The sequence below is a fragment of the Halorubrum sp. T3 genome, from assembly GCF_000296615.1.
Taxonomy (GTDB): domain Archaea; phylum Halobacteriota; class Halobacteria; order Halobacteriales; family Haloferacaceae; genus Halorubrum; species Halorubrum ruber.
In genome coordinates this window covers 1108835-1126206 of sequence record NZ_JH815329.1, presented here as the reverse complement: position 1 = coordinate 1126206, position 17372 = coordinate 1108835, and the positions used below count along the sequence as shown (strand labels likewise).

The window sequence follows — 17372 nt, the reverse complement described above, 5'->3', positions numbered from 1 at the left end:
GGCCATACTGTGTCATGGACGATCCCGGGACCGACGGTCGGCTCGTCGACGGGGACGAGGACGCCGTCCCGCCGCCGGCCGACTTCCGGACGCGAGCCGCCGCGAGCGACCCCGCGGTGTACGAGCGGTTCGACCGCGAGGGGCCGGAAGCGTGGCGCGCGGCCGCCGACCTCCTGACGTGGGACCGCGAGTACGAGACGGTCCTCGACGACTCCGACCCCCCCTTCTACGAGTGGTTCCCGGACGGGCGGCTCAACGCCGCGGCGAACTGCGTCGACCGCCACCTCGACGAGCGGCGGAACCAGCTCGCGATCCGGTGGTTCGGGAAGCGCGGCGAGCGCCGGTCGTACACCTACCTCGACCTCCACCGCGAGGTGAACGCGGTCGCGGCCGGGCTCCGCGACCTCGGCGTCGAGGAGGACGACGTGGTGACGCTGTACCTGCCGATGATCCCGGAGCTACCGATCGCGATGCTGGCGTGCGCGCGCATCGGCGCGCCGCACAACGTCGTCTTCGCGGGGCTGTCGGCGGAGGCGCTCGCGACGCGGATCGACGCCGCCGACTCCGAGTACCTGATCACCTGCGACGGCTACTACCGCCGCGAGGACGCGTTCAACCAGAAGTCGAAGGCGGACAACGCGCGGATACGCGCCGAGGGAGAGCTGTCGGCCGCGGTCGTCGTCGACCGCCTCGGCGACGAGCTGGCCGTCTCGCTGGGCGACGACGAGCACGAGTACGACGCGCTCGTCGACGCGCACGACGGCGAAACGGTCGAGCCGGTCGCCCGCGACGCGACCGACCTCCTCTTCGTGATGTACACCTCGGGGACGACCGGGCGGCCGAAGGGGGTCGAGCACGCGACGGGCGGCTACCTCGCGCACGTCGCATGGACGACGCGGAAGGTCTTGGACGTGCGCCCCGACGACACCTACTGGTGCGCGGCCGACATCGGCTGGATCACGGGCCACTCCTACGGCGTGTACGGGCCGCTCGCGACCGGGACGACGACGGTGCTGTACGAGGGGTCGCCCGACTATCCGGACCGCGACCGCGTCTGGGACCTGATCGAGCGCAACGCGGTGAGCGTCTTCTACACCTCGCCGACCGCGATCCGGTCGTTCATGAAGTGGGGCGCGGAGTACCCCGAGTCGCACGACCTCTCGTCGATCCGCCTGCTGGGGACCGTCGGCGAGTCGATCACGCCGAAGGCGTGGCGCTGGTACCGCGAGCACGTCGGCGGCGGCGACGTCCCCGTCGTCGACACGTGGTGGCAGACGGAGACGGGGGCTATCTCGCTCGCCACCCTCCCGGGGATAACACCGATGAAGCCGGGGAAAGTCGGCCCGCCGCTGCCGGGCATCGACGCCCGCGTCGTCGACGAGGACGGCGAGCCGGTCGACCCGGGCGAGTCGGGGTACCTCACGCTCGCCTCCCCGTGGCCCGGCATGCTGCGCGGGCTCCGCGAGGGCGACGAGCGCTACCTGCGGGAGTACTGGGTGGAGGGCGAGGACGGCTGGCGCTACCGCACCGGCGACGGCGCAACCGTCGACGAGGACGGCTACGTCACGATCCTCGGGCGCGTCGACGACGTGATCAACGTCCGCGCACAGCGGTTCAACACCGGCGAGTTAGAGGCGGCCATCGTCGACGCCGACGGCGTGACCGAGGCCGCGGTCGTCGGCGACGGCGACGGGCACATCGTGGCGTACGTGACGACGAAGAGTGGGGTCGAGCCCGACGAGGCCCTCCGCGACGCCGTCGCGGACCGGCTGGCGAGCGCCGTCGGCGACGTTGCCCGCCCCGACCGCGTCGTGTTCACCCCCGAACTCCCGAAGACGCGCTCGGGGAAGATCATGCGGCGGTTGCTGGAGGACATCGCCCGCGGCGAGGAGTTCGGCGACGTGAGCGCGCTCCGCAACCCGGAGGTGGTGGGCGAGATCGAGTCGACCGTGCGAGAAATGAGTAGGTGAATATGGGCTGTTTAAACGCATACTGACACGGGTAACGTACGTATTCGCGGCGACCGAATCGACCGGCGTGGGAGCTGTCGTTTTCTCGCGGGAGGCGATACACGGCCGTCGACGGGCGGTCGTCAAGACCAACTGCTACCGGGCGCTGATGGTGACGGTCGCGGTCGCGTTTCTCCTCGTCAGCGACGTCGGGCAGGCGGCGAGCATCGGTCTCGTGACCAACGTCTTAAAGACGCTCACGTATACGGCTACGAGCGCCTGTGGGACCACGTCTCCTGGGGCGTCGGCGCGTCCGGGTGACGGCGACCGTCGTTTCGGAGTGCCGAACAGAACCGAAACCGCTCGGTCGAGATGTGACCGCGGTAAGGGGTGCTTTCGCCAAAGAGCGGGAAGCTCCATCGCGGAGGTGGCGTTTTCCGGAACAGTTTTGTTTCGGCTACTTGTTGAGTTCCGAAACGAATGGTCGACGGCCTCGACGCGGACACATACGACGCGCTCGTCACCGCCGCGGAGACGTATCGCGCGGCGCTCGTCGTCAGGCTGGCGGGCGAGGCCGGGCTCCGCACCGAGGAGATAACCCGCGTCGCGCCGCGACACCTACGCGAAGCGGAGTCGGTTGCGGGCGCGCGCCTCCTCGCGGTCCCCGCGGGCGACGACGGGAGCGCGGAGGGTGAATCGCCACCGTCCGACGACGAACCCGTCGACCGAGAGACCGTCGTTCCGGCGTCGCTGGCGGCCGACCTCGACCGGTACGCGACGAGCGAGGGACTCGACGAGGACGACCCGTACGTCGACGTCTCGCCCCGCCGCGTCCAGATGATCGTGAGCGAGACCGCGGCGCGGGCGGCCGGCCTCACCGACGCCGCGCTCGACGAGCGGGTTACCCCCAGTTCCCTGCGGAAGACGTTCGCGCGGCGGCAGCTCGTCGACCGCGGCGTCGACCCGCGAGCGGTCCGCGACGCCGGCGGCTGGGAGTCGCTCGGCACGCTCGACCCGTACCTCGACCCGCTCGACGGAGAGGCCCTTGCGGCCGCTATCGCCGGCGACGAGGGGACCGCTGACCCGTCAGCGGAACGGGTGACGCGGACCGTCCTACCGGGATTCGAGGCGCTCGCGGAGCCCGGGTCCGCGGCCCCGGCAGCGGCCGTCGCCGCCGGACTGATCGAGGCCGACCGCTGGGCCGAGGCGTGGGTCGTTCGTCGGGCGGTCGGCGGCGGGCGGGCGGACGTGACCGACGCGGCCGGCGTCGACCGCGAGACGCTCGCGGACCGCGGCGTCGCGGCCGGCGGTCCGTGGCTGGACGTGATAACGGACGGCGCACCGGCGACGACCGACGGCCGGCAGGAGACGGACGGCCGGCCTGCGGTCGCGGTGCCGGTGGCCTCCGAGGGCGTGGTCCACGGCGCGCTCTGTGCCGTCGCGGCCGACGGCGATCCGGTCGGCGAGCCCGAACGCCGAGCGCTCACCGCCCTCGGCGGCTGTCTCGGCCGCGCGATCACCGCTGAGCGGTGGCGAGAGCTGCTCCACTCCGACGCGGTCACAGAGGTTGAGTTCCACACGACCGACGAACGAGCGTTTCTCGCCCGCGCGAGCGAGCGACTGGGCTGCCGGATCGAACTGGCGTCGACCGTCGACGTCGACGACGACGTTTCCCGGGCGTACCTCTCCGTCGACGGGGCCCGCCCGCAGGACGTCGCGGCGGTCGTCGAGTCGGCGCCGGGCGTCTCCGACTTCCGGGTGATAGAGACAGGCGAGGACGGCTGTTCGGCGTCGGTCCGCCTCGCGGACGGGTCGCTCGTCAGGGCGCTCATCGACCACGGCGCGACCGTGCGCGACGCGTCGGCCGCCGACGGCCGGGTCCGCGTCGTCGCGGACTTCCCCGAGGGGACGAACGTCCGCCCCGTCGCGGACGGGCTCCGCGACCGGTTCGCGGACGTCAGGCTCGCGAGCAAGGAGTCGGTCGCACGGTCGCCGCGAACGGAGTCGTCGCTGCGTGACGGGGTCGCCGACCGGTTCACCGACCGCCAGTGGGCCGCGCTGTCGGCGGCGTACCACGGCGGCTACTTCGACTGGCCGCGCGGGAGCACGGCCGAGGAGGTGGCCGACGCGATGGACGTCTCGTCGCCGACGTTCCACAACCACCTCCGGAAGGCGCAGCGAGCCCTCCTCGACGGCGTCTTCGAGGACAACGCGGACCGTCCGATTCGGGAGGGCGACGAGCGGGCGACCCCGCCCGGCGGGTGACCGGCCGAATCGCGAGGCGACGGCGGGGTCGTCGCTCCGACGGGGCCCTCGTCGCCCGCTGAGACATCCGCGCCGGGTCGGAGCGGATCTATCACGATTTTTCGTATTTAGCGTCAGCGTTTATATGGCGATATTGGTTGGGTACGCCCGTACCATGACAGAGGGAGACGGCCAACTGGAAGCGAGATTAGCGGAACAGGAGGTATTCGAGCCGTCGGAGTCGTTCGTCGAGCAGGCGAACGTCTCCGACCCAGAGATATACGAGGAGTTCGAGGAGAACTGGCCCGAGTGCTGGGAGACGGCCGCCGACCTGCTGGAGTGGGAAACCGACTACGACCAGGTGCTCGACGACGGCAACCCGCCCTTCTACGAGTGGTTCACGGGCGGCGAGCTGAACGCGTCGGCGAACTGCCTCGACCGACACCTCGACGAGCGCGGCGACGAGGCCGCCATCGAGTGGGTCGGCGAGCCGGTCGATGAGGACGACCGCACGTACACGTACGAGGAGCTCCACCGCGAGGTGAACGAGTTCGCGGCCGCCCTCCGGGAGCAGGGGGTCGAGGAAGACGACGTCGTCACGATGTACATGCCGATGATCCCGGAGCTGCCGATCGCGATGCTGGCCTGCGCGCGCATCGGCGCGCCCCACAGCGTCGTGTTCGCCGGGTTCTCGGCCGACGCGCTCGCGACGCGGATGAACTCCGCGGACTCCGAGTACCTCGTCACCTGCGACGGCTACTACCGCCGCGGCGACCCGCTCGACCACCTCGACAAGGCGAACGAGGGGCTCGCGGGCGTCGACCACGAGACGACCACGGTCGTTGTCGACCGGCTCGGGCCGAACGGCGACGACTTCGGCCACGATCTCGGCGACGACCAGATCGACTACGGCGACCTCGTGGCGGAACACGAGGGCGCCGAGGTCGAGCCGGTCACGCGCGACGCCGAGGACATGCTGTTCCTGATGTACACCTCGGGGACGACGGGGGAGCCGAAGGGCGTGAAACACACGACCGGCGGCTACCTCTCGTGGGTGTCGTGGACCTCGCAGTCGGTGCTCGACATCAAGCCGGATGACACCTACTTCTGTTCGGCCGACATCGGCTGGATCACGGGGCACTCGTACATCGTCTACGGGCCGCTCTCGCTCGGCACGACGACGATGATGTACGAGGGGACGCCGGATCACCCGGAGCGCGACCGACTCTGGGAGATCGTCGAGGAGCACGAGGCGACCCAGCTGTACACCGCGCCGACGGCGATCCGGGCGTTCATGAAGTGGGGGTCGAAGTTCCCGGACCGCCACGACCTCTCCTCGCTGCGGCTGCTCGGCACGGTCGGCGAGCCGATCAACCCGCGCGCGTGGAAGTGGTACTACAAGCACATCGGCGACGAGGAGTGTCCCGTCGTCGACACGTGGTGGCAGACCGAGACCGGCGGGATGATGGTGACGACGCTGCCCGGCGTCAAGGACATGAAGCCCGGCGCCGCGGGGCCGCCGCTGCCGGGGCTGGACGTCCAGATCCTCGACACGCTCGGCGACGAGGTAGAGCCCGGGAAGGCCGGCTACCTCACGGTACAGAAGCCGTGGCCCGGCATGCTCCGGACGCTGTACAACAACGACGAGCGCTACATCGAGGAGTACTGGGCGGAGTACTCCGACACCGACAGCGACGACCCCGACGACTGGGTGTACTTCCCGGAGGACGGCGCGAAGATCGACGAGGACGGCTACATCACCGTCCTCGGCCGCGTCGACGACGTGCTCAACGTCTCCGGCCACCGGCTGGGGACGATGGAGATCGAGTCGGCGATCGTCGGCGTCGAGGGCGTCGCCGAGGCCGCGGTGGTCGGCGGGAACCACGACATCAAAGGCGAGGCGGTGTACGCCTACGTCACCACCGAGGACGGCTACGAGGGCAACGAGGAGCTCCGCGAGGCGATCGTCGCGGCCGTCGAGGACGCCATCGGCCCGATCGCCCGGCCCGAGCAGGTCGTGTTCACGCCTGACCTGCCGAAGACCCGGTCCGGGAAGATCATGCGCCGCCTGCTGGAGAACATCGCCGACGGCGAGGAGCTCGGGAACACGAGCACGCTGCGGAACCCCGAGATCGTCGAGGAGATCCAACAGAAGGCCGACGCCGAGTAGCGCTCGGCGAGCCGTTTTCAACTGTTCCACTCACGACCACACCGGACCACACGACGGTAATCATCACGAAAAAATCACACAAACGAGATCACAACACACGTCAAAACATGACAGATAATACCTCACGCGAACGAGACGACGCGGTCACCGATGGTGGACGCGCAACTGACGACGCGGTCACCGACGGTGGCCGCGCAACCGACGACGCGGTCACCGACGGTGGCCGCGCAACGAACGACGCGGCCACCGACGGCGGCGTCGCGTCCTCGGGAGCCGCACAGACGCACAACAACACTGACTACCTCGGAGCGGAGGTGAACATCCTGAACCCGAGCACGCCGTACATGCGCGATCACCTGCGCATCGTCTGGTCGGGGTTCGCCGTCTGGGTCCTCGCGGTGTGGGGGCCGGTGACCCTGACGAACTTCGCGCCGGGCGTGATGACGCAGACGATGCCGATCTTACAGTTCCCGCTCCACTACTTCCTCGTCGCGTTCGGCGCGCCGACCAGCGCGCTGATCTTAGCGTTCTGGTACTCGCGGAAGCGGGACGCGCTCGACGAGAAGTACGGTATCGAGCACGGCACCGCTGACGTCGCGACCGACGGAGGGTCCGACGAATGACGGCGAGTTCGATCCTCCTCCAGAGCGACCTCCTTCCGGAGGCGCTCGACATCTCGTTCAAGCTGGGACCGGCGCTCCTCGTGATCGGGATGTTGGGGCTGTTCCTCACGATCGGCTTCGTCTTCCGCGTGGCCGACACCGACGACATGTGGGTGGCGGGCCGTTCCATCGGGAACGTCGAGAACGGGATGGCGATCGGGGCCAACTGGATGTCCGCGGCGTCCTATCTCGGGATGGCGGCATCCATCGCGCTAGCCGGGTTCTACGGGCTCGTGTTCGTCGTCGGCTGGACGACGGGCTACTTCATCCTGCTCATCTTCCTCGCCGCGCAGCTGCGCCGGTTCGGGAAGTACACGGCGCCGGACTTCGTCGGCGACCGATTCAACTCCGACACCGCGCGCGCCATCGCGGCGGTGACGACGTTCCTCATCGGCTTCGTCTACGCCATCGGGCAGGCGAAGGGGATGGCTCTGGTCGGCCTGTACATCTTCGGTAACTACGGGGGGCTCATCCCCGGCCTCGACGGGTACCAGGTGATGGTCGTCGCCATGATGGTCGTCACCGTCGGCTACCTGACGCTGTCCGGAATGTTAGGCGCCACGAAGAACCAGGCGGTTCAGTACGTCATCCTCATCCTCGCGTTCGTCGTGGGGCTGTTCGTCGTCGGCTACACGAACGGTTACTCCACGGTGCTGCCGCAGCTCGAGTACGGCGCGCTGATCAGCCAGCTCGGCAGCGAGTTCTCCGAGCCGTTCTCCGGGTCGAGCTACTACCTCTGGGTCGCGACGACGTTCTCGCTCATCGTCGGCACCTGCGGGCTCCCGCACGTGCTGGTCCGGTTCTACACGGTCGAGAGCGAGCGGACGGCCCGCTGGTCGACGGTCTGGGGGCTGTTCTTCATCTGTATCCTCTACTGGAGCGCTCCGGCGTTCGCGGCGTTCGGGACCGACCTCTACTCGCAGAACGTCGGCGCGACGTACGGCGACCCCGGCATGACGGGCGCGGCCAGCGAGGTCATCGTCGTGCTGGCGGCGCAGCTGTCCGGGCTCCCGTCGTGGTTCGTCGGCATCGTCGCGGCGGGCGGTATCGCCGCGGCCATCGCGACGGTCGCCGGGCTGTTCATCGCCGGCTCCTCGGCGATCAGCCACGACATCTACACGAACATTATCAACGAGGACGCGACGCAGCGCCAGCAGATCCTCGTCGGCCGCCTCTCGATCGTCGCGCTGGGCGCGCTGACCACGCTGGCGGCGCTCAATCCCGCCTCGTCGATCGCGGCGCTCGTGGGGTACGCGTTCTCGCTCGCCGGCTCCGTCCTGTTCCCGATGTTCTTCCTCGGCATGTGGTGGGAGAACGCCAACCGGCAGGGTGCGCTCGCCGGCATGACCACCGGACTCACCCTCTGGTCGATCCCGATGATCAACCAGATCGTCCCGACGTACATCGGCTCCGTCGAAGCGCCGCTGTCGGCCGGGCTCGCGACGTGGATGCCCGCCATCGGCTCGGCGCTCATCACGCTCCCGATCGTGTTCGTCGTCACCATCGCCGTCTCCATGGCCACCGACGAGCCCTCGCTCGAAACGAAGCGGATCGTTCGGCAGTGTCACAGCCCCGAACCGATGGGGCAACAGGAGACCGCCGAAGACGTCGTCGCCGACGGCGGCGAGGACGTGGCGACCGATGGCGGCCGCGCAATGGACGACGCGGGCGCCGATGGCGGCCGCGCAGTTGACGACGCGGCCGCCGAGGGCGACCGCACTGACGACGCGACAACGGAGGAGGAGCGATAATGTACGACCGAATCCTCGTTCCCACGGACGGAAGCGACGTCGCGGAGGCCGCCGTCGACCACGCGCTCGACCTCGCGGAGAAGTACGACGCCGAGGTCCACGCGCTGTACGTGGTCGACATCGACTCCGTGAACTTCAGCCTCGGCACCGAGCAGGTCGACCGGCTCAAGCAGGGCCGGTTCGACGAGATGGGTGAGCTGAAAGAGCAGGCCGACGAGGCGACCGGCGTGGTCGCCGACCGCGGAGCCGAACGCGGCGTCGATATCGTCGAGCACGTCTCGGGTGGTCGACCGCACAAGGTGATCGGCGACTACGCCGAGAACCACGACATCGACCTCATCGTGATGGGAAGTCACGGCCGCGCCGGCGTGCGCCGCGCGCTGCTGGGCAGCGTCACGGAGCGCACCCTACGCTCGACGCACGTCCCCATCCTCGTCGTCGACTACCTCGACGAGGACTGAGGTCGCCGCACCGGGAGCGAACCGCCCGGTCCGCGAACCGTTTCCTCGCGCGGTCGACCCCGCGCGATTCCGCAACACCGACGTACCCCCTCTTCCACACTCAGTTCATGCCCGACTCGGACGCCCCGGAGACGCCGGACGACCAGCCGACCGACCCGAGCGTCGCCGACCGCGCCCGGCACGTGCTCAGCGAGAACGGCACCGGGATGCTCCAGGACCTGCTGTTCGCGCTCGTGTGGGTGGGGCTCGCGTCGGCGCTATACAACGTCGCCTTCTCGACGGCCCCGCAGTGGGTGCTGTACATGTTCATGCTTGCGGGGATCCCAGCGTATTTCGGCTTCTTCATCTCGCTGGAGATGGCCAAAGAGCGCAGCGCGCGCTGACGGGCGTTTTCGAATCAGGTATCGCCCCGCCGCTCACCCGGCGAGGTCGCGAATATCGGAGACGTCGAGCAGGCGGTCGTCCGGGTCCAGCGCGGCGCGGTACGTCGCCCGCGCGACGGTGTCGACGGAGAGCGGCCGCGCCTCGCCGAGCCGCGACGCGAGCGGCGGCGCGCTCGCGACGAACCGGAGCACGCGGTCGACGACGCCGGGGAGGTGCGGCTGTCCCGCGCCGTAGACGGGACCGGGACGGAGGGTAACGACGTCGAGGTCGAGGTCGGCGATTGACGCCTCGGCGCGGCGCTTGGCCGTCAGGTAGGCGTTTCGGATACCGGGCGGCTTCGCCGCCGCCGAGAGGAAGGCGAACGCGTCGACGCCGGCGCGTTCCGCCTCGAGCGCCGTGAGGAGGGCGGCGTCTCCGTTGACGCGCTCGAAGGTGACCCCGTCCGTCGGCGCCTCGGTGAGCGTCCCGACCGAGTGGACCACGGCGTCGACGCCGTCGAGGCGGTCGCGCCACGCGTTCGGACGGAAGAGGTCGGCGCTCGTCCACGAGACGGCGTCCGCCCACGCCTCGTCGACGTCGGGACGGCCGCTCCGCGAGACGCTGCGGACCTCGTGGCCGTCGCGGACCGCGAATCGGCAGACGTCGCGTCCGATGAAGCCGCTGCCGCCGACGACGAGGAGGGTCGACATGTGCCGCCGTACGCGCCGCGTCGTCTTGGGGCTTCGGGACCGCTGGCGGAGAAAGAAAACCGGGCCGCGCTCAGCGCCGCAGGAACCCGAGGAGCCTGTAGTCGCCGTCGGGGTCGTACCGGCGGAACAGGAGGCTGTTCGTCAGCACCGACACCGAGGAGAACGCCATCGCCCCGGCCGCGAGGACGGGCTGAAGCAGCCCGAGCGACGCCAGAGGGATCATCGCCGTGTTGTAGCCGAGCGCCCACACGAGGTTCTGTTTGATCTTCTGGAGCGTCGCGTCGGAGACGCGGATCGCCTTCACGACGTCGAGCGGGTCGTCGCGCATCAGCGTCACGTCGGCGGCCTCGATGGCCACGTCGGTCCCGGAGCCGATGGCGGTGCCGACGTACGCGACCGCAAGCGCCGGCGCGTCGTTGACGCCGTCGCCGACCATCATCGCCCGGCGACCGTCGGCCTGGATCTCCTCGACCGCGTCGGACTTGTCCTCGGGGAGGACGCCGGCGCGGACGTTGTCGGGGTCGATTCCGACCCGCTCGGCGACCGCGCGGGCCGTGCGCTCGTTGTCCCCCGTGATCATCATCACGTCGATAGCGCGGTCCCGGAGCTGACTCACCGCCTCTTTCGCGCTCGGTTTCACCGTGTCGGCGTCGGCGACGACGCCCATGAGCTCGCCCTCGTCCGCGCCGTCTCGAATCCGGGCGACGAGCATCGCCGTCTTCCCCTCGCTCTCGAGGCGTTCCATCGTCTCAGCGGCGGGCGAGGGGTCGATCCCGTTGTCGCGCAGCAGCTTCCGGTTCCCGACCAGTACCCGGTCGCCCCCCACGGTCGCTCTCACCCCGTGGCCGGGGACGTTCTCGAACGATTCGGGGTCGGCGAGGTCGAGGCCGCGCGCCTCGGCGCCGTCGACGATCGCCTGAGCGAGCGGGTGTTCGCTGCCGCGCTCCGCGCTCGCGGCGAGCCGGAGTACCTCGTCCTCGTCGGCGCGCGCGTCGGTCGCGGCGTCGTCGCCGGCGGCCGTGGCGTCGTCGCCGGTCACCGCCGCGTCCTCGCCCTCGGCGACCGCTCCGCCGTCGGGGACGCGCTCGTTGCCAACCGCGACCACGTCCGTGAGCTCCATCTCGCCTTCCGTGAGCGTTCCCGTCTTGTCGAACACCACGGTGTCGACGTCCTTCGCGCGTTCGAGCACGTCGCCGCCCTTGAACAGGACGCCGTGTTGCGCGCCGATGGTGGTCCCGACCATCGTCGCGGCCGGCGTCGCGAGGCCGAGCGCACAGGGACACGCGATCAGGACCGAGGAGGCGAAGACGACGATCGCGAACTCGAACACCGAGACGGTTCCGCCGACCGCTGCGGGGCCGCCCGCGACCTGGCCCCACAGCGGGAGCCGGTCGACGAACGCGGCGAGCGTCTCGGGGAAGACGAACCAGACGACGCCCCAGAACAGCGCGTTCGCGATCACCGCGGGCACGAAGTACGCGGAGATGCGGTCCGCGAGGTTCTGGATGTCGGGCTGGCGGGACTGCGCCTCCTTCACCGTCTGGACGATCTGCTGGAGCGCGGTGTCGGCGCCGACCTTCGTCGCCTCGACGACGAGCAGGCCGTTCTCGTTGATGGTGGACCCGACGACCTCGTCGCCTTCCTCCTTCTCGACCGGGACAGACTCGCCCGTCACCATCGACTCGTCCACGGCGGACTGCCCCTCGACGACGACGCCGTCGGTCGGGACCTGTTCACCGGGACGGACCTTCATCCGGTCGCCGACCTCGACCTCGTCGATCGGGACCTCGCGCTCCGTTCCGTCCTCGTCGACGAGGGTGGCGGTGTCGGCCTCCATCTCCAACAGCTTCCGGAGCGCCTCCCCGGCCTGCCCCTTCGAGCGGGCCTCGAGGTAGTTACCGAGCGTGATGAAGACGAGGATGAGCGCGGCCGTGTCGAAGTAGACGCCCCCGGCGACCAGGTTGAGGAGGACGGCGACGGAGTAGACGTACGCCGTCGTCGACCCCAGCGCGATCAGCACGTCCATGTTGGCGCGACCGTTCGTGACGAGCGCCTTGTAGGAGTTCACGTAGAACGGCCGACCGAGGACGACCTGGACGGGCGTCGCGAGCGCGGCCGCGACCCAGTGGATCCCGACGCCGAAGACCTGGTCCGGCACGACCGCGCCCCCGAGGAGGAGGTTGTCGACGAGGAAGAAGAGCAGCGGCGCCGAGAGCGCGGCGCCGAACAGCGTCAGCCGGCGCTGCTTTCGTATCTCGGCGTTCCGAGCCGCGTCGCGCGCGCTCTCGCCGGAGCCCTCCCCCTCTCCGTCGGCGCCCTCGCCGTCCGCGCCCTCGTCCTCTCGGACGGGAGAGTAGCCCGCGTCCTCGACGGCGTCGTACAGCGCCGACAGCGAGGTCTCGGCGGGGTTGTACCGCACCTGCGCCTCGTCGGTCGCGTAGTTCACGTCGGCGTCGACGACGCCGGGCACGGACGCTAACGCGTCGCGGTTGGCGTCCGCGCAGTTCGCGCACGTCATGTCGGTGATCGCGACGGTCGCCGTCTCCGAGACCGCGCCGTAGCCGGCGTCCTCGATCGCGTCGTAGATCGCCGCGAGCGAGGTCGCCTCCGGGTCGTACTCGACGGTCGCCTCGTCCGTGGCGTAGTTCGCGTCGGCCCGCGAGACGCCGTCTATCGACTCTACGGCGTCGCCGACACTCGCCGAGCAGTTGGCGCAGCTCATCCCCGTGATGTCGAGGTGGGTGGTTCTGGTGTCCATCTTGGGTGTTACTACGGGATACTCCCTTAGTGCGTTTTCCCCTTCGAAACCAAAGCCCTCGGCCGTCAGTATCTTCGGATCAAAAGCGATCGCGGGTCAGAGCCCTCCGGCAGAAAATGACGGGCGCGAAATCGGTCGGACCGCCCCGTCTCCGTCCGCGGTCCAACCCTCGGCCCAACTCACCGGAACGCGCCGAAGAAAGACTATAGGAAGCGGCGCCTCGTACCCACGACATGGCCCGTTTGGAGCGACTCAGGGTGTATCCGGTGAAGGGGTTAGACGGGGTCGACGTCGACGGCGCCCGGGTCCTCGACAGCGGGACGCTGGAGCGCGACCGCGAGTTCGCGCTGTTCGACGCCGACGGCGACGTCGTCAACGGGAAGCGGACCGACCGGGTTCACGACCTCTCGACCGGCTTCGACGCCGATTCGGGCACGCTCCGGGTCGAGACGCCCGACGGGAGCGTCCGGCGGTTCGACCTCGACGAGGATCCCGCCCGCGCAGCCGAGTGGTTCGGCGACTTCTTCGACGCGGACCTACGGCTCCGGCGCGACGAGTCCCTCGGGTTCGTTGACCGCCGGGAGATGGGCCCCTCCGTCGTCAGCACGGCGACGTTGGAGGCGGTCGCCTCGTGGTTCGACGGGATGACCGTCGAGGGGGCGCGCCGCCGCCTCCGCGCGAACGTCGAGGTGTCTGGCGTCCCGGCGTTCTGGGAGGACCGGTTCGTCGGCGACGGGGCGCCGGCGTTCGAGGTGGGCGGCGTCCGCATCGAGGGCGTGACGCCCTGCGGTCGGTGCGTCGTCCCCGAGCGCGACCCCGACACCGGCGAGCCGACGCCGGAGTTCCGCGAGCGGTTCGTTCGGCGGCGGGAAGAGACGTTCCCCGAGTGGGCCGACGAGGACGCGTTCGACCACTACTACACCGTGATGACCATCGCGCGGATACCCGAGCGCGACCGCGGCGAGACGCTCCGCGTCGGCGACGAGGTCACGGTCCGCGAGTGAGGCAGGGAGCGGCGTCGCGGGCTGTCGCACGTCGAGAAAATCCGTCTGAGCGCCGAATACGCCCGAGAGAGCGCAGGCGGCGGCGATTCAGCGCGGCACACAACACTTATCACCTCGTCGGGAGACAGTTAGGATGCGATGGCGACAGGCAAGGTTGACTTCTTCAACGACACCGGCGGCTACGGATTCATCGAGACTGACGACGCTGACGAGGACGTGTTCTTCCACATGGAAGACGTCGGCGGCCCGGACCTCGAGGAGGGACAGGAGGTAGAGTTCGAGATCGAGGAGGCGGACAAGGGTCCGCGCGCGACGAACCTCACTCGGCTGTAGCTCGGTCGCGGCATCCGCTACCGGCGAACTCGGACAGCTCTCGAAACGCGTTCCGCGTATATTATCACCGCGAGCGGCGGCGCCGCCGTTTTGTCGGCGAGTCGGTAACGGGCCCACATGAACGCCGACGACCTAGATTCGTTCGTCGCCGAGAACCTCGACCGCTACGCCGAGACGCAGGGGGTGCTCCCCGAGCGGCTCGACGAGTTCGGCGAGACGTACCGGTCGCAGGGGCACCTGACCCGGGAGCAGTTGTACGAGATCGCCTACGAGTCGTCCACGCGGAGCGCCTACCACGTCGAGAAGAACCCCGAAGACCGGTGTCGGGAGGTGACGCGCAACGCCCGCGCCGTCGACGGCGACTTCTCCGCGATCCACCTGATTTGCGGGCTCTCGGGGTTCAAGGCGCCGACCGCGTCGTGCGTGCTGGCCGCGCTCGACGGCGACCGCCATGCCGTCGTCGACACGCGCGTCTGGGCGTCCTTAGAGCGGCTCGGCTACCTCGACGGCCGCAAGGAGAGTTTCGACGCCGCGGACTACGTAACGATGATCGAACCGATCCGCGAGATCGCCGACGAGACCGGCTCCCGCGCGGTCGACGTGGGATACGCGCTGTTCGCGCACGACGCGCACGTCCGAGAGGGGACGCTCCACTGACGCCGCGGTCCCGTACGGAGACAGCTTATACCGGGTACTCGACGCCGGTCGCCTCGGTCGAGTACTCCCAGAGCTTCCGAGCGTCTCCGCGGTCGTATGAGGCGTCGTTCGACCGGCCGACGGTCGGGTGCCCGCGCATGTTCATGAGGCCGCCGGGCTCGACGTAGGCGCCGCCGTCGACGTCGGTCGTCGCCGCGAACAGCATCGGCTCGACGCCGATTTCGGGGTCCTGTCCAAGTACCGCGTTCGCGGCCCTCATCGCGACCTTCATGAGGGGGTTGCCGCTCTCGGCCGCGGTCCGCATCTGGAGGTTCGTGTCGGTGTAGCCCGGGTGACAGGCGACGCTGCGGATCCCGGTCTCGTCGGTCTCGCCGCTCGCCGCGTCGAGCCGCCGCTGAAGCTCGTAGGCGAACAGCAGGTTCGCGAGCTTGCTGCGCCCGTACGCCTTCCACTTGCCGTACGACCGCTCCCAGTTGAGGTCGGAGAAGTCCATCTCGCCCTGCTCGTGGGCGCCCGACGACTGCGTGACGACGCGCGCGTCGCCGCCGATCCCCTCCGCCGCGTCGAGGAGGTCGAACAGCCGGCCCGTGAGCGCGAAGTGGCCGAGGTGGTTGACGCCGAACTGCGTCTCGAAGCCGTCCTCGGTCTCGCTCCGCGGGATCGCCATCACCCCGGCGTTGTTACAGAGGACGTCGACCGCGTCGTAGTCGGCGGCGAGGCCGTCGGCGAACGACGCCACCGAGTCGAGCGAGGCGAGGTCGCACCCGCGGACGTCGAGCTCGCCGTCGACCTCGCCGCCCGCGTCCGCCCGGATCTCGTCGGCCGCGTCCTCGGCGCGGTCGACGCTCCGACACGCCATCACGACGGTCGCGCCCCGGGCCGCGAACGCGCGGGTCCCCTCGAAGCCGAGCCCGCTGTTCGCGCCCGTGACGACGACCGTCTTCCCGTCCAATCGCGGCATCTCGTCGGTCGTCCAGTCTGCCATGAGGTACGGAAGGAGCGTCAGGGGGAGAAACCTGTCGGCGGCCGAACCGGTGATCCGAAAAATCGGTCTCGGAGCGAGGCCGAAGCCGTCGGATCAGACCTGCTCGAACCCGCCGAGCACCACGGTGACCGCGTCCTTCGGCGGAACGTCGCGGACCCCGTACTCGGTCGGGTGCTGCCGGTCGTGCGGGTACGCCTGCGGCTGCGGGACCTCGTACGTCTCGGTGCCGTTGGCGTCCCGGAGGAACTCCCGCGTGAGCATCGGCTCGACGAACGCCAGCCGCGACCCGTCGGTGTCGCCCACGAACCCCTGGATGAGGGTGTTGTCGAAGGCCTCCGGATTCCCCGGCTCGCCCGGCGCGTCGGGCAGTTCCGGCGCGTCCGCGGGGGCCGTGTGCTCGCCCATGTCCGTGATGTAGCGCTGGTCGGCGACCGGTTCGGGCGAGCGCGCGTACCCCTCGGGAAGCTGGTCGTAATCGAAGTTCGTCTCCGTCACCTTCCCGCCGGGGTCCGGACTCGGGCCGCCGGGCGTGTACTCGTCGTTCCCGGTGTCGTACGGCGGGAGCCGCGGTCCCTCGACGGCATCGACCCTCGCCGGGTCGAGCATGTGGAAGTGGACGTCGAAGTGCGGCTTCAGCCACGCGCCCGCCCCGCCGAAGTGGCCGCCGGGGTTCCAGTTGAGCCCCAGGAACGTGAACGGGGTCGCCGCCGCGTCCGGGAACGGGACGAAGAACTGGAGCGACTGCTTGAAGTGAACCTCCGTCGCCTGCCCGCCGACGCGGTACTTGTCCGTCTCGGCCCGGTTGTCGGCCGCCGCGAGCGCGTCGGCGCTCGGTAACCCCTCCAGCGCCGCCCGCTCGAACTCCGCGCCGTGGTACTTCGGCTCGCCCGACGGCGTCGCCGTCGTGAACGTCCTGACCGAGCCGTTCCCGAGGTCGACGCTCCGTCCGTAGGTCGTGATCCCCTTCGGCGGGAACCCGCCACCGGGAGACCCGCCACCGGGAGCCCCTCCCTGACCGTTTCCTCGCCCTCGTCTCGGCTCGCCCGCGACGGCCCCCGCCCCCCAGACCAAGGCGGCGCCGGTCGCGACCGCGCCCCGGAGCAGCGACCGTCGGCTCGCCGCCCGCCGTCGAGTCGTGCTTCGCGCTCGGTTCGCCTCTCCCGTCGCGTCGTCGTCTGTCATCTGTGTGCTCCCTCCCGGCACGGTCGTCACTAAGTGACACGTCACCGTGCCACACAAATAAATTTAAATTATTTCAATGTAACGACGCGCGAAGCGGCGAGACTTCGGCCGACGCGAGCGGTCCGCACGCGGCCCGAACCCCG

General features: G+C 69.7%; 14 protein-coding genes and 1 pseudogene. 11 read left to right on the top strand and 4 right to left on the bottom strand.

Annotated elements, in window-relative coordinates; genetic code table 11:
* Window positions 1–14: 14 nt before the first annotated feature.
* From acs (B378_RS0107765) to B378_RS0107730, 8 genes and pseudogenes are all read left to right on the top strand, one after another.
* Window positions 15–1970, top strand: coding sequence for an acetate--CoA ligase (gene acs / locus B378_RS0107765; RefSeq protein WP_017343241.1), 1956 nt, complete (start codon window positions 15–17; stop codon window positions 1968–1970).
* A gap of 67 nt (window positions 1971–2037) precedes the next feature.
* Window positions 2038–2270: pseudogene (locus tag B378_RS17470) on the top strand (DUF2061 domain-containing protein).
* Between the two features lie 159 nt (window positions 2271–2429).
* Window positions 2430–4214 (top strand): bacterio-opsin activator domain-containing protein, encoded by a 1785-nt coding sequence (locus B378_RS0107755; protein WP_017343240.1) that lies wholly within the window; start codon window positions 2430–2432, stop codon window positions 4212–4214.
* Between the two features lie 154 nt (window positions 4215–4368).
* Window positions 4369–6363 carry an acetate--CoA ligase gene (acs, locus tag B378_RS0107750; RefSeq protein ID WP_017343239.1) on the top strand — a complete coding sequence of 665 codons (1995 nt, stop codon included), beginning with the start codon at window positions 4369–4371 and terminating at the stop codon, window positions 6361–6363.
* A 107-nt stretch (window positions 6364–6470) separates the two neighbouring features.
* Complete coding sequence (locus B378_RS0107745; RefSeq protein ID WP_017343238.1) at window positions 6471–6986, top strand: DUF4212 domain-containing protein; 516 nt, start codon at window positions 6471–6473, stop codon at window positions 6984–6986.
* The gene (locus B378_RS0107740; RefSeq protein ID WP_017343237.1) at window positions 6983–8776 is read left to right on the top strand and encodes a VC_2705 family sodium/solute symporter; all 1794 of its coding nucleotides are present in this window, start codon (window positions 6983–6985) and stop codon (window positions 8774–8776) included. Before B378_RS0107745 ends, B378_RS0107740 begins: the two co-directional genes overlap by 4 nt.
* Window positions 8776–9237: a universal stress protein gene (locus B378_RS0107735; protein ID WP_017343236.1), complete on the top strand. Its 462-nt coding sequence runs from the start codon at window positions 8776–8778 to the stop codon at window positions 9235–9237. Before B378_RS0107740 ends, B378_RS0107735 begins: the two co-directional genes overlap by 1 nt.
* Window positions 9238–9344: 107 nt before the next feature.
* Window positions 9345–9620 (top strand): hypothetical protein, encoded by a 276-nt coding sequence (locus B378_RS0107730; protein WP_017343235.1) that lies wholly within the window; start codon window positions 9345–9347, stop codon window positions 9618–9620.
* 33 nt (window positions 9621–9653) lie between these two features.
* Here B378_RS0107730 and B378_RS0107725 read toward each other — a convergent pair whose 3' ends face one another.
* Both B378_RS0107725 and B378_RS0107720 read right to left on the bottom strand, forming a co-directional pair.
* Window positions 9654–10310, bottom strand: coding sequence for an NAD(P)-dependent oxidoreductase (locus B378_RS0107725; protein ID WP_017343234.1), 657 nt, complete (start codon window positions 10308–10310; stop codon window positions 9654–9656).
* A gap of 70 nt (window positions 10311–10380) precedes the next feature.
* Window positions 10381–13068: an HAD-IC family P-type ATPase gene (locus B378_RS0107720; protein WP_017343233.1), complete on the bottom strand. Its 2688-nt coding sequence runs from the start codon at window positions 13066–13068 to the stop codon at window positions 10381–10383.
* 233 nt (window positions 13069–13301) lie between these two features.
* Here B378_RS0107720 and B378_RS0107715 point away from each other — a divergent pair, with 233 nt between their 5' ends.
* The 3 genes from B378_RS0107715 to B378_RS0107705 all read left to right on the top strand — a co-directional run bounded on the left by B378_RS0107715 (window position 13302) and on the right by B378_RS0107705 (window position 15062).
* Entirely contained in the window at window positions 13302–14072 is a 771-nt protein-coding gene (locus tag B378_RS0107715; RefSeq protein ID WP_044965535.1) for an MOSC domain-containing protein, read from the top strand.
* A 138-nt stretch (window positions 14073–14210) separates the two neighbouring features.
* Window positions 14211–14405, top strand: a complete 195-nt coding sequence (locus B378_RS0107710) for a cold-shock protein (RefSeq protein WP_004045866.1) — start codon at window positions 14211–14213, stop codon at window positions 14403–14405.
* A gap of 117 nt (window positions 14406–14522) precedes the next feature.
* The gene (locus B378_RS0107705) at window positions 14523–15062 is read left to right on the top strand and encodes a hypothetical protein (protein ID WP_017343231.1); all 540 of its coding nucleotides are present in this window, start codon (window positions 14523–14525) and stop codon (window positions 15060–15062) included.
* A gap of 25 nt (window positions 15063–15087) precedes the next feature.
* Here B378_RS0107705 and B378_RS0107700 read toward each other — a convergent pair whose 3' ends face one another.
* Window positions 15088–16047, bottom strand: a complete 960-nt coding sequence (locus B378_RS0107700; RefSeq protein WP_017343230.1) for an oxidoreductase — start codon at window positions 16045–16047, stop codon at window positions 15088–15090.
* 93 nt (window positions 16048–16140) lie between these two features.
* Window positions 16141–17229 (bottom strand): hypothetical protein, encoded by a 1089-nt coding sequence (locus tag B378_RS0107695; RefSeq protein ID WP_017343229.1) that lies wholly within the window; start codon window positions 17227–17229, stop codon window positions 16141–16143.
* Window positions 17230–17372: the final 143 nt, after the last annotated feature.

Coding starts and splice junctions, on each gene's coding strand:
- acs (WP_017343239.1), top strand. CDS start 4,369: ATGACAGAGGGAGACGGCCAACTGGAAGCGAGATTAGCGGAACAGGAG.
- B378_RS0107705 (WP_017343231.1), top strand. CDS start 14,523: ATGAACGCCGACGACCTAGATTCGTTCGTCGCCGAGAACCTCGACCGC.
- B378_RS0107735 (WP_017343236.1), top strand. CDS start 8,776: ATGTACGACCGAATCCTCGTTCCCACGGACGGAAGCGACGTCGCGGAG.
- B378_RS0107740 (WP_017343237.1), top strand. CDS start 6,983: ATGACGGCGAGTTCGATCCTCCTCCAGAGCGACCTCCTTCCGGAGGCG.
- B378_RS0107755 (WP_017343240.1), top strand. CDS start 2,430: ATGGTCGACGGCCTCGACGCGGACACATACGACGCGCTCGTCACCGCC.
- B378_RS0107725 (WP_017343234.1), bottom strand. CDS start 10,310: ATGTCGACCCTCCTCGTCGTCGGCGGCAGCGGCTTCATCGGACGCGAC.
- B378_RS0107700 (WP_017343230.1), bottom strand. CDS start 16,047: ATGGCAGACTGGACGACCGACGAGATGCCGCGATTGGACGGGAAGACG.
- B378_RS0107720 (WP_017343233.1), bottom strand. CDS start 13,068: ATGGACACCAGAACCACCCACCTCGACATCACGGGGATGAGCTGCGCC.
- B378_RS0107745 (WP_017343238.1), top strand. CDS start 6,471: ATGACAGATAATACCTCACGCGAACGAGACGACGCGGTCACCGATGGT.
- B378_RS0107695 (WP_017343229.1), bottom strand. CDS start 17,229: ATGACAGACGACGACGCGACGGGAGAGGCGAACCGAGCGCGAAGCACG.
- B378_RS0107715 (WP_044965535.1), top strand. CDS start 13,302: ATGGCCCGTTTGGAGCGACTCAGGGTGTATCCGGTGAAGGGGTTAGAC.
- B378_RS0107710 (WP_004045866.1), top strand. CDS start 14,211: ATGGCGACAGGCAAGGTTGACTTCTTCAACGACACCGGCGGCTACGGA.
- B378_RS0107730 (WP_017343235.1), top strand. CDS start 9,345: ATGCCCGACTCGGACGCCCCGGAGACGCCGGACGACCAGCCGACCGAC.
- acs (WP_017343241.1), top strand. CDS start 15: ATGGACGATCCCGGGACCGACGGTCGGCTCGTCGACGGGGACGAGGAC.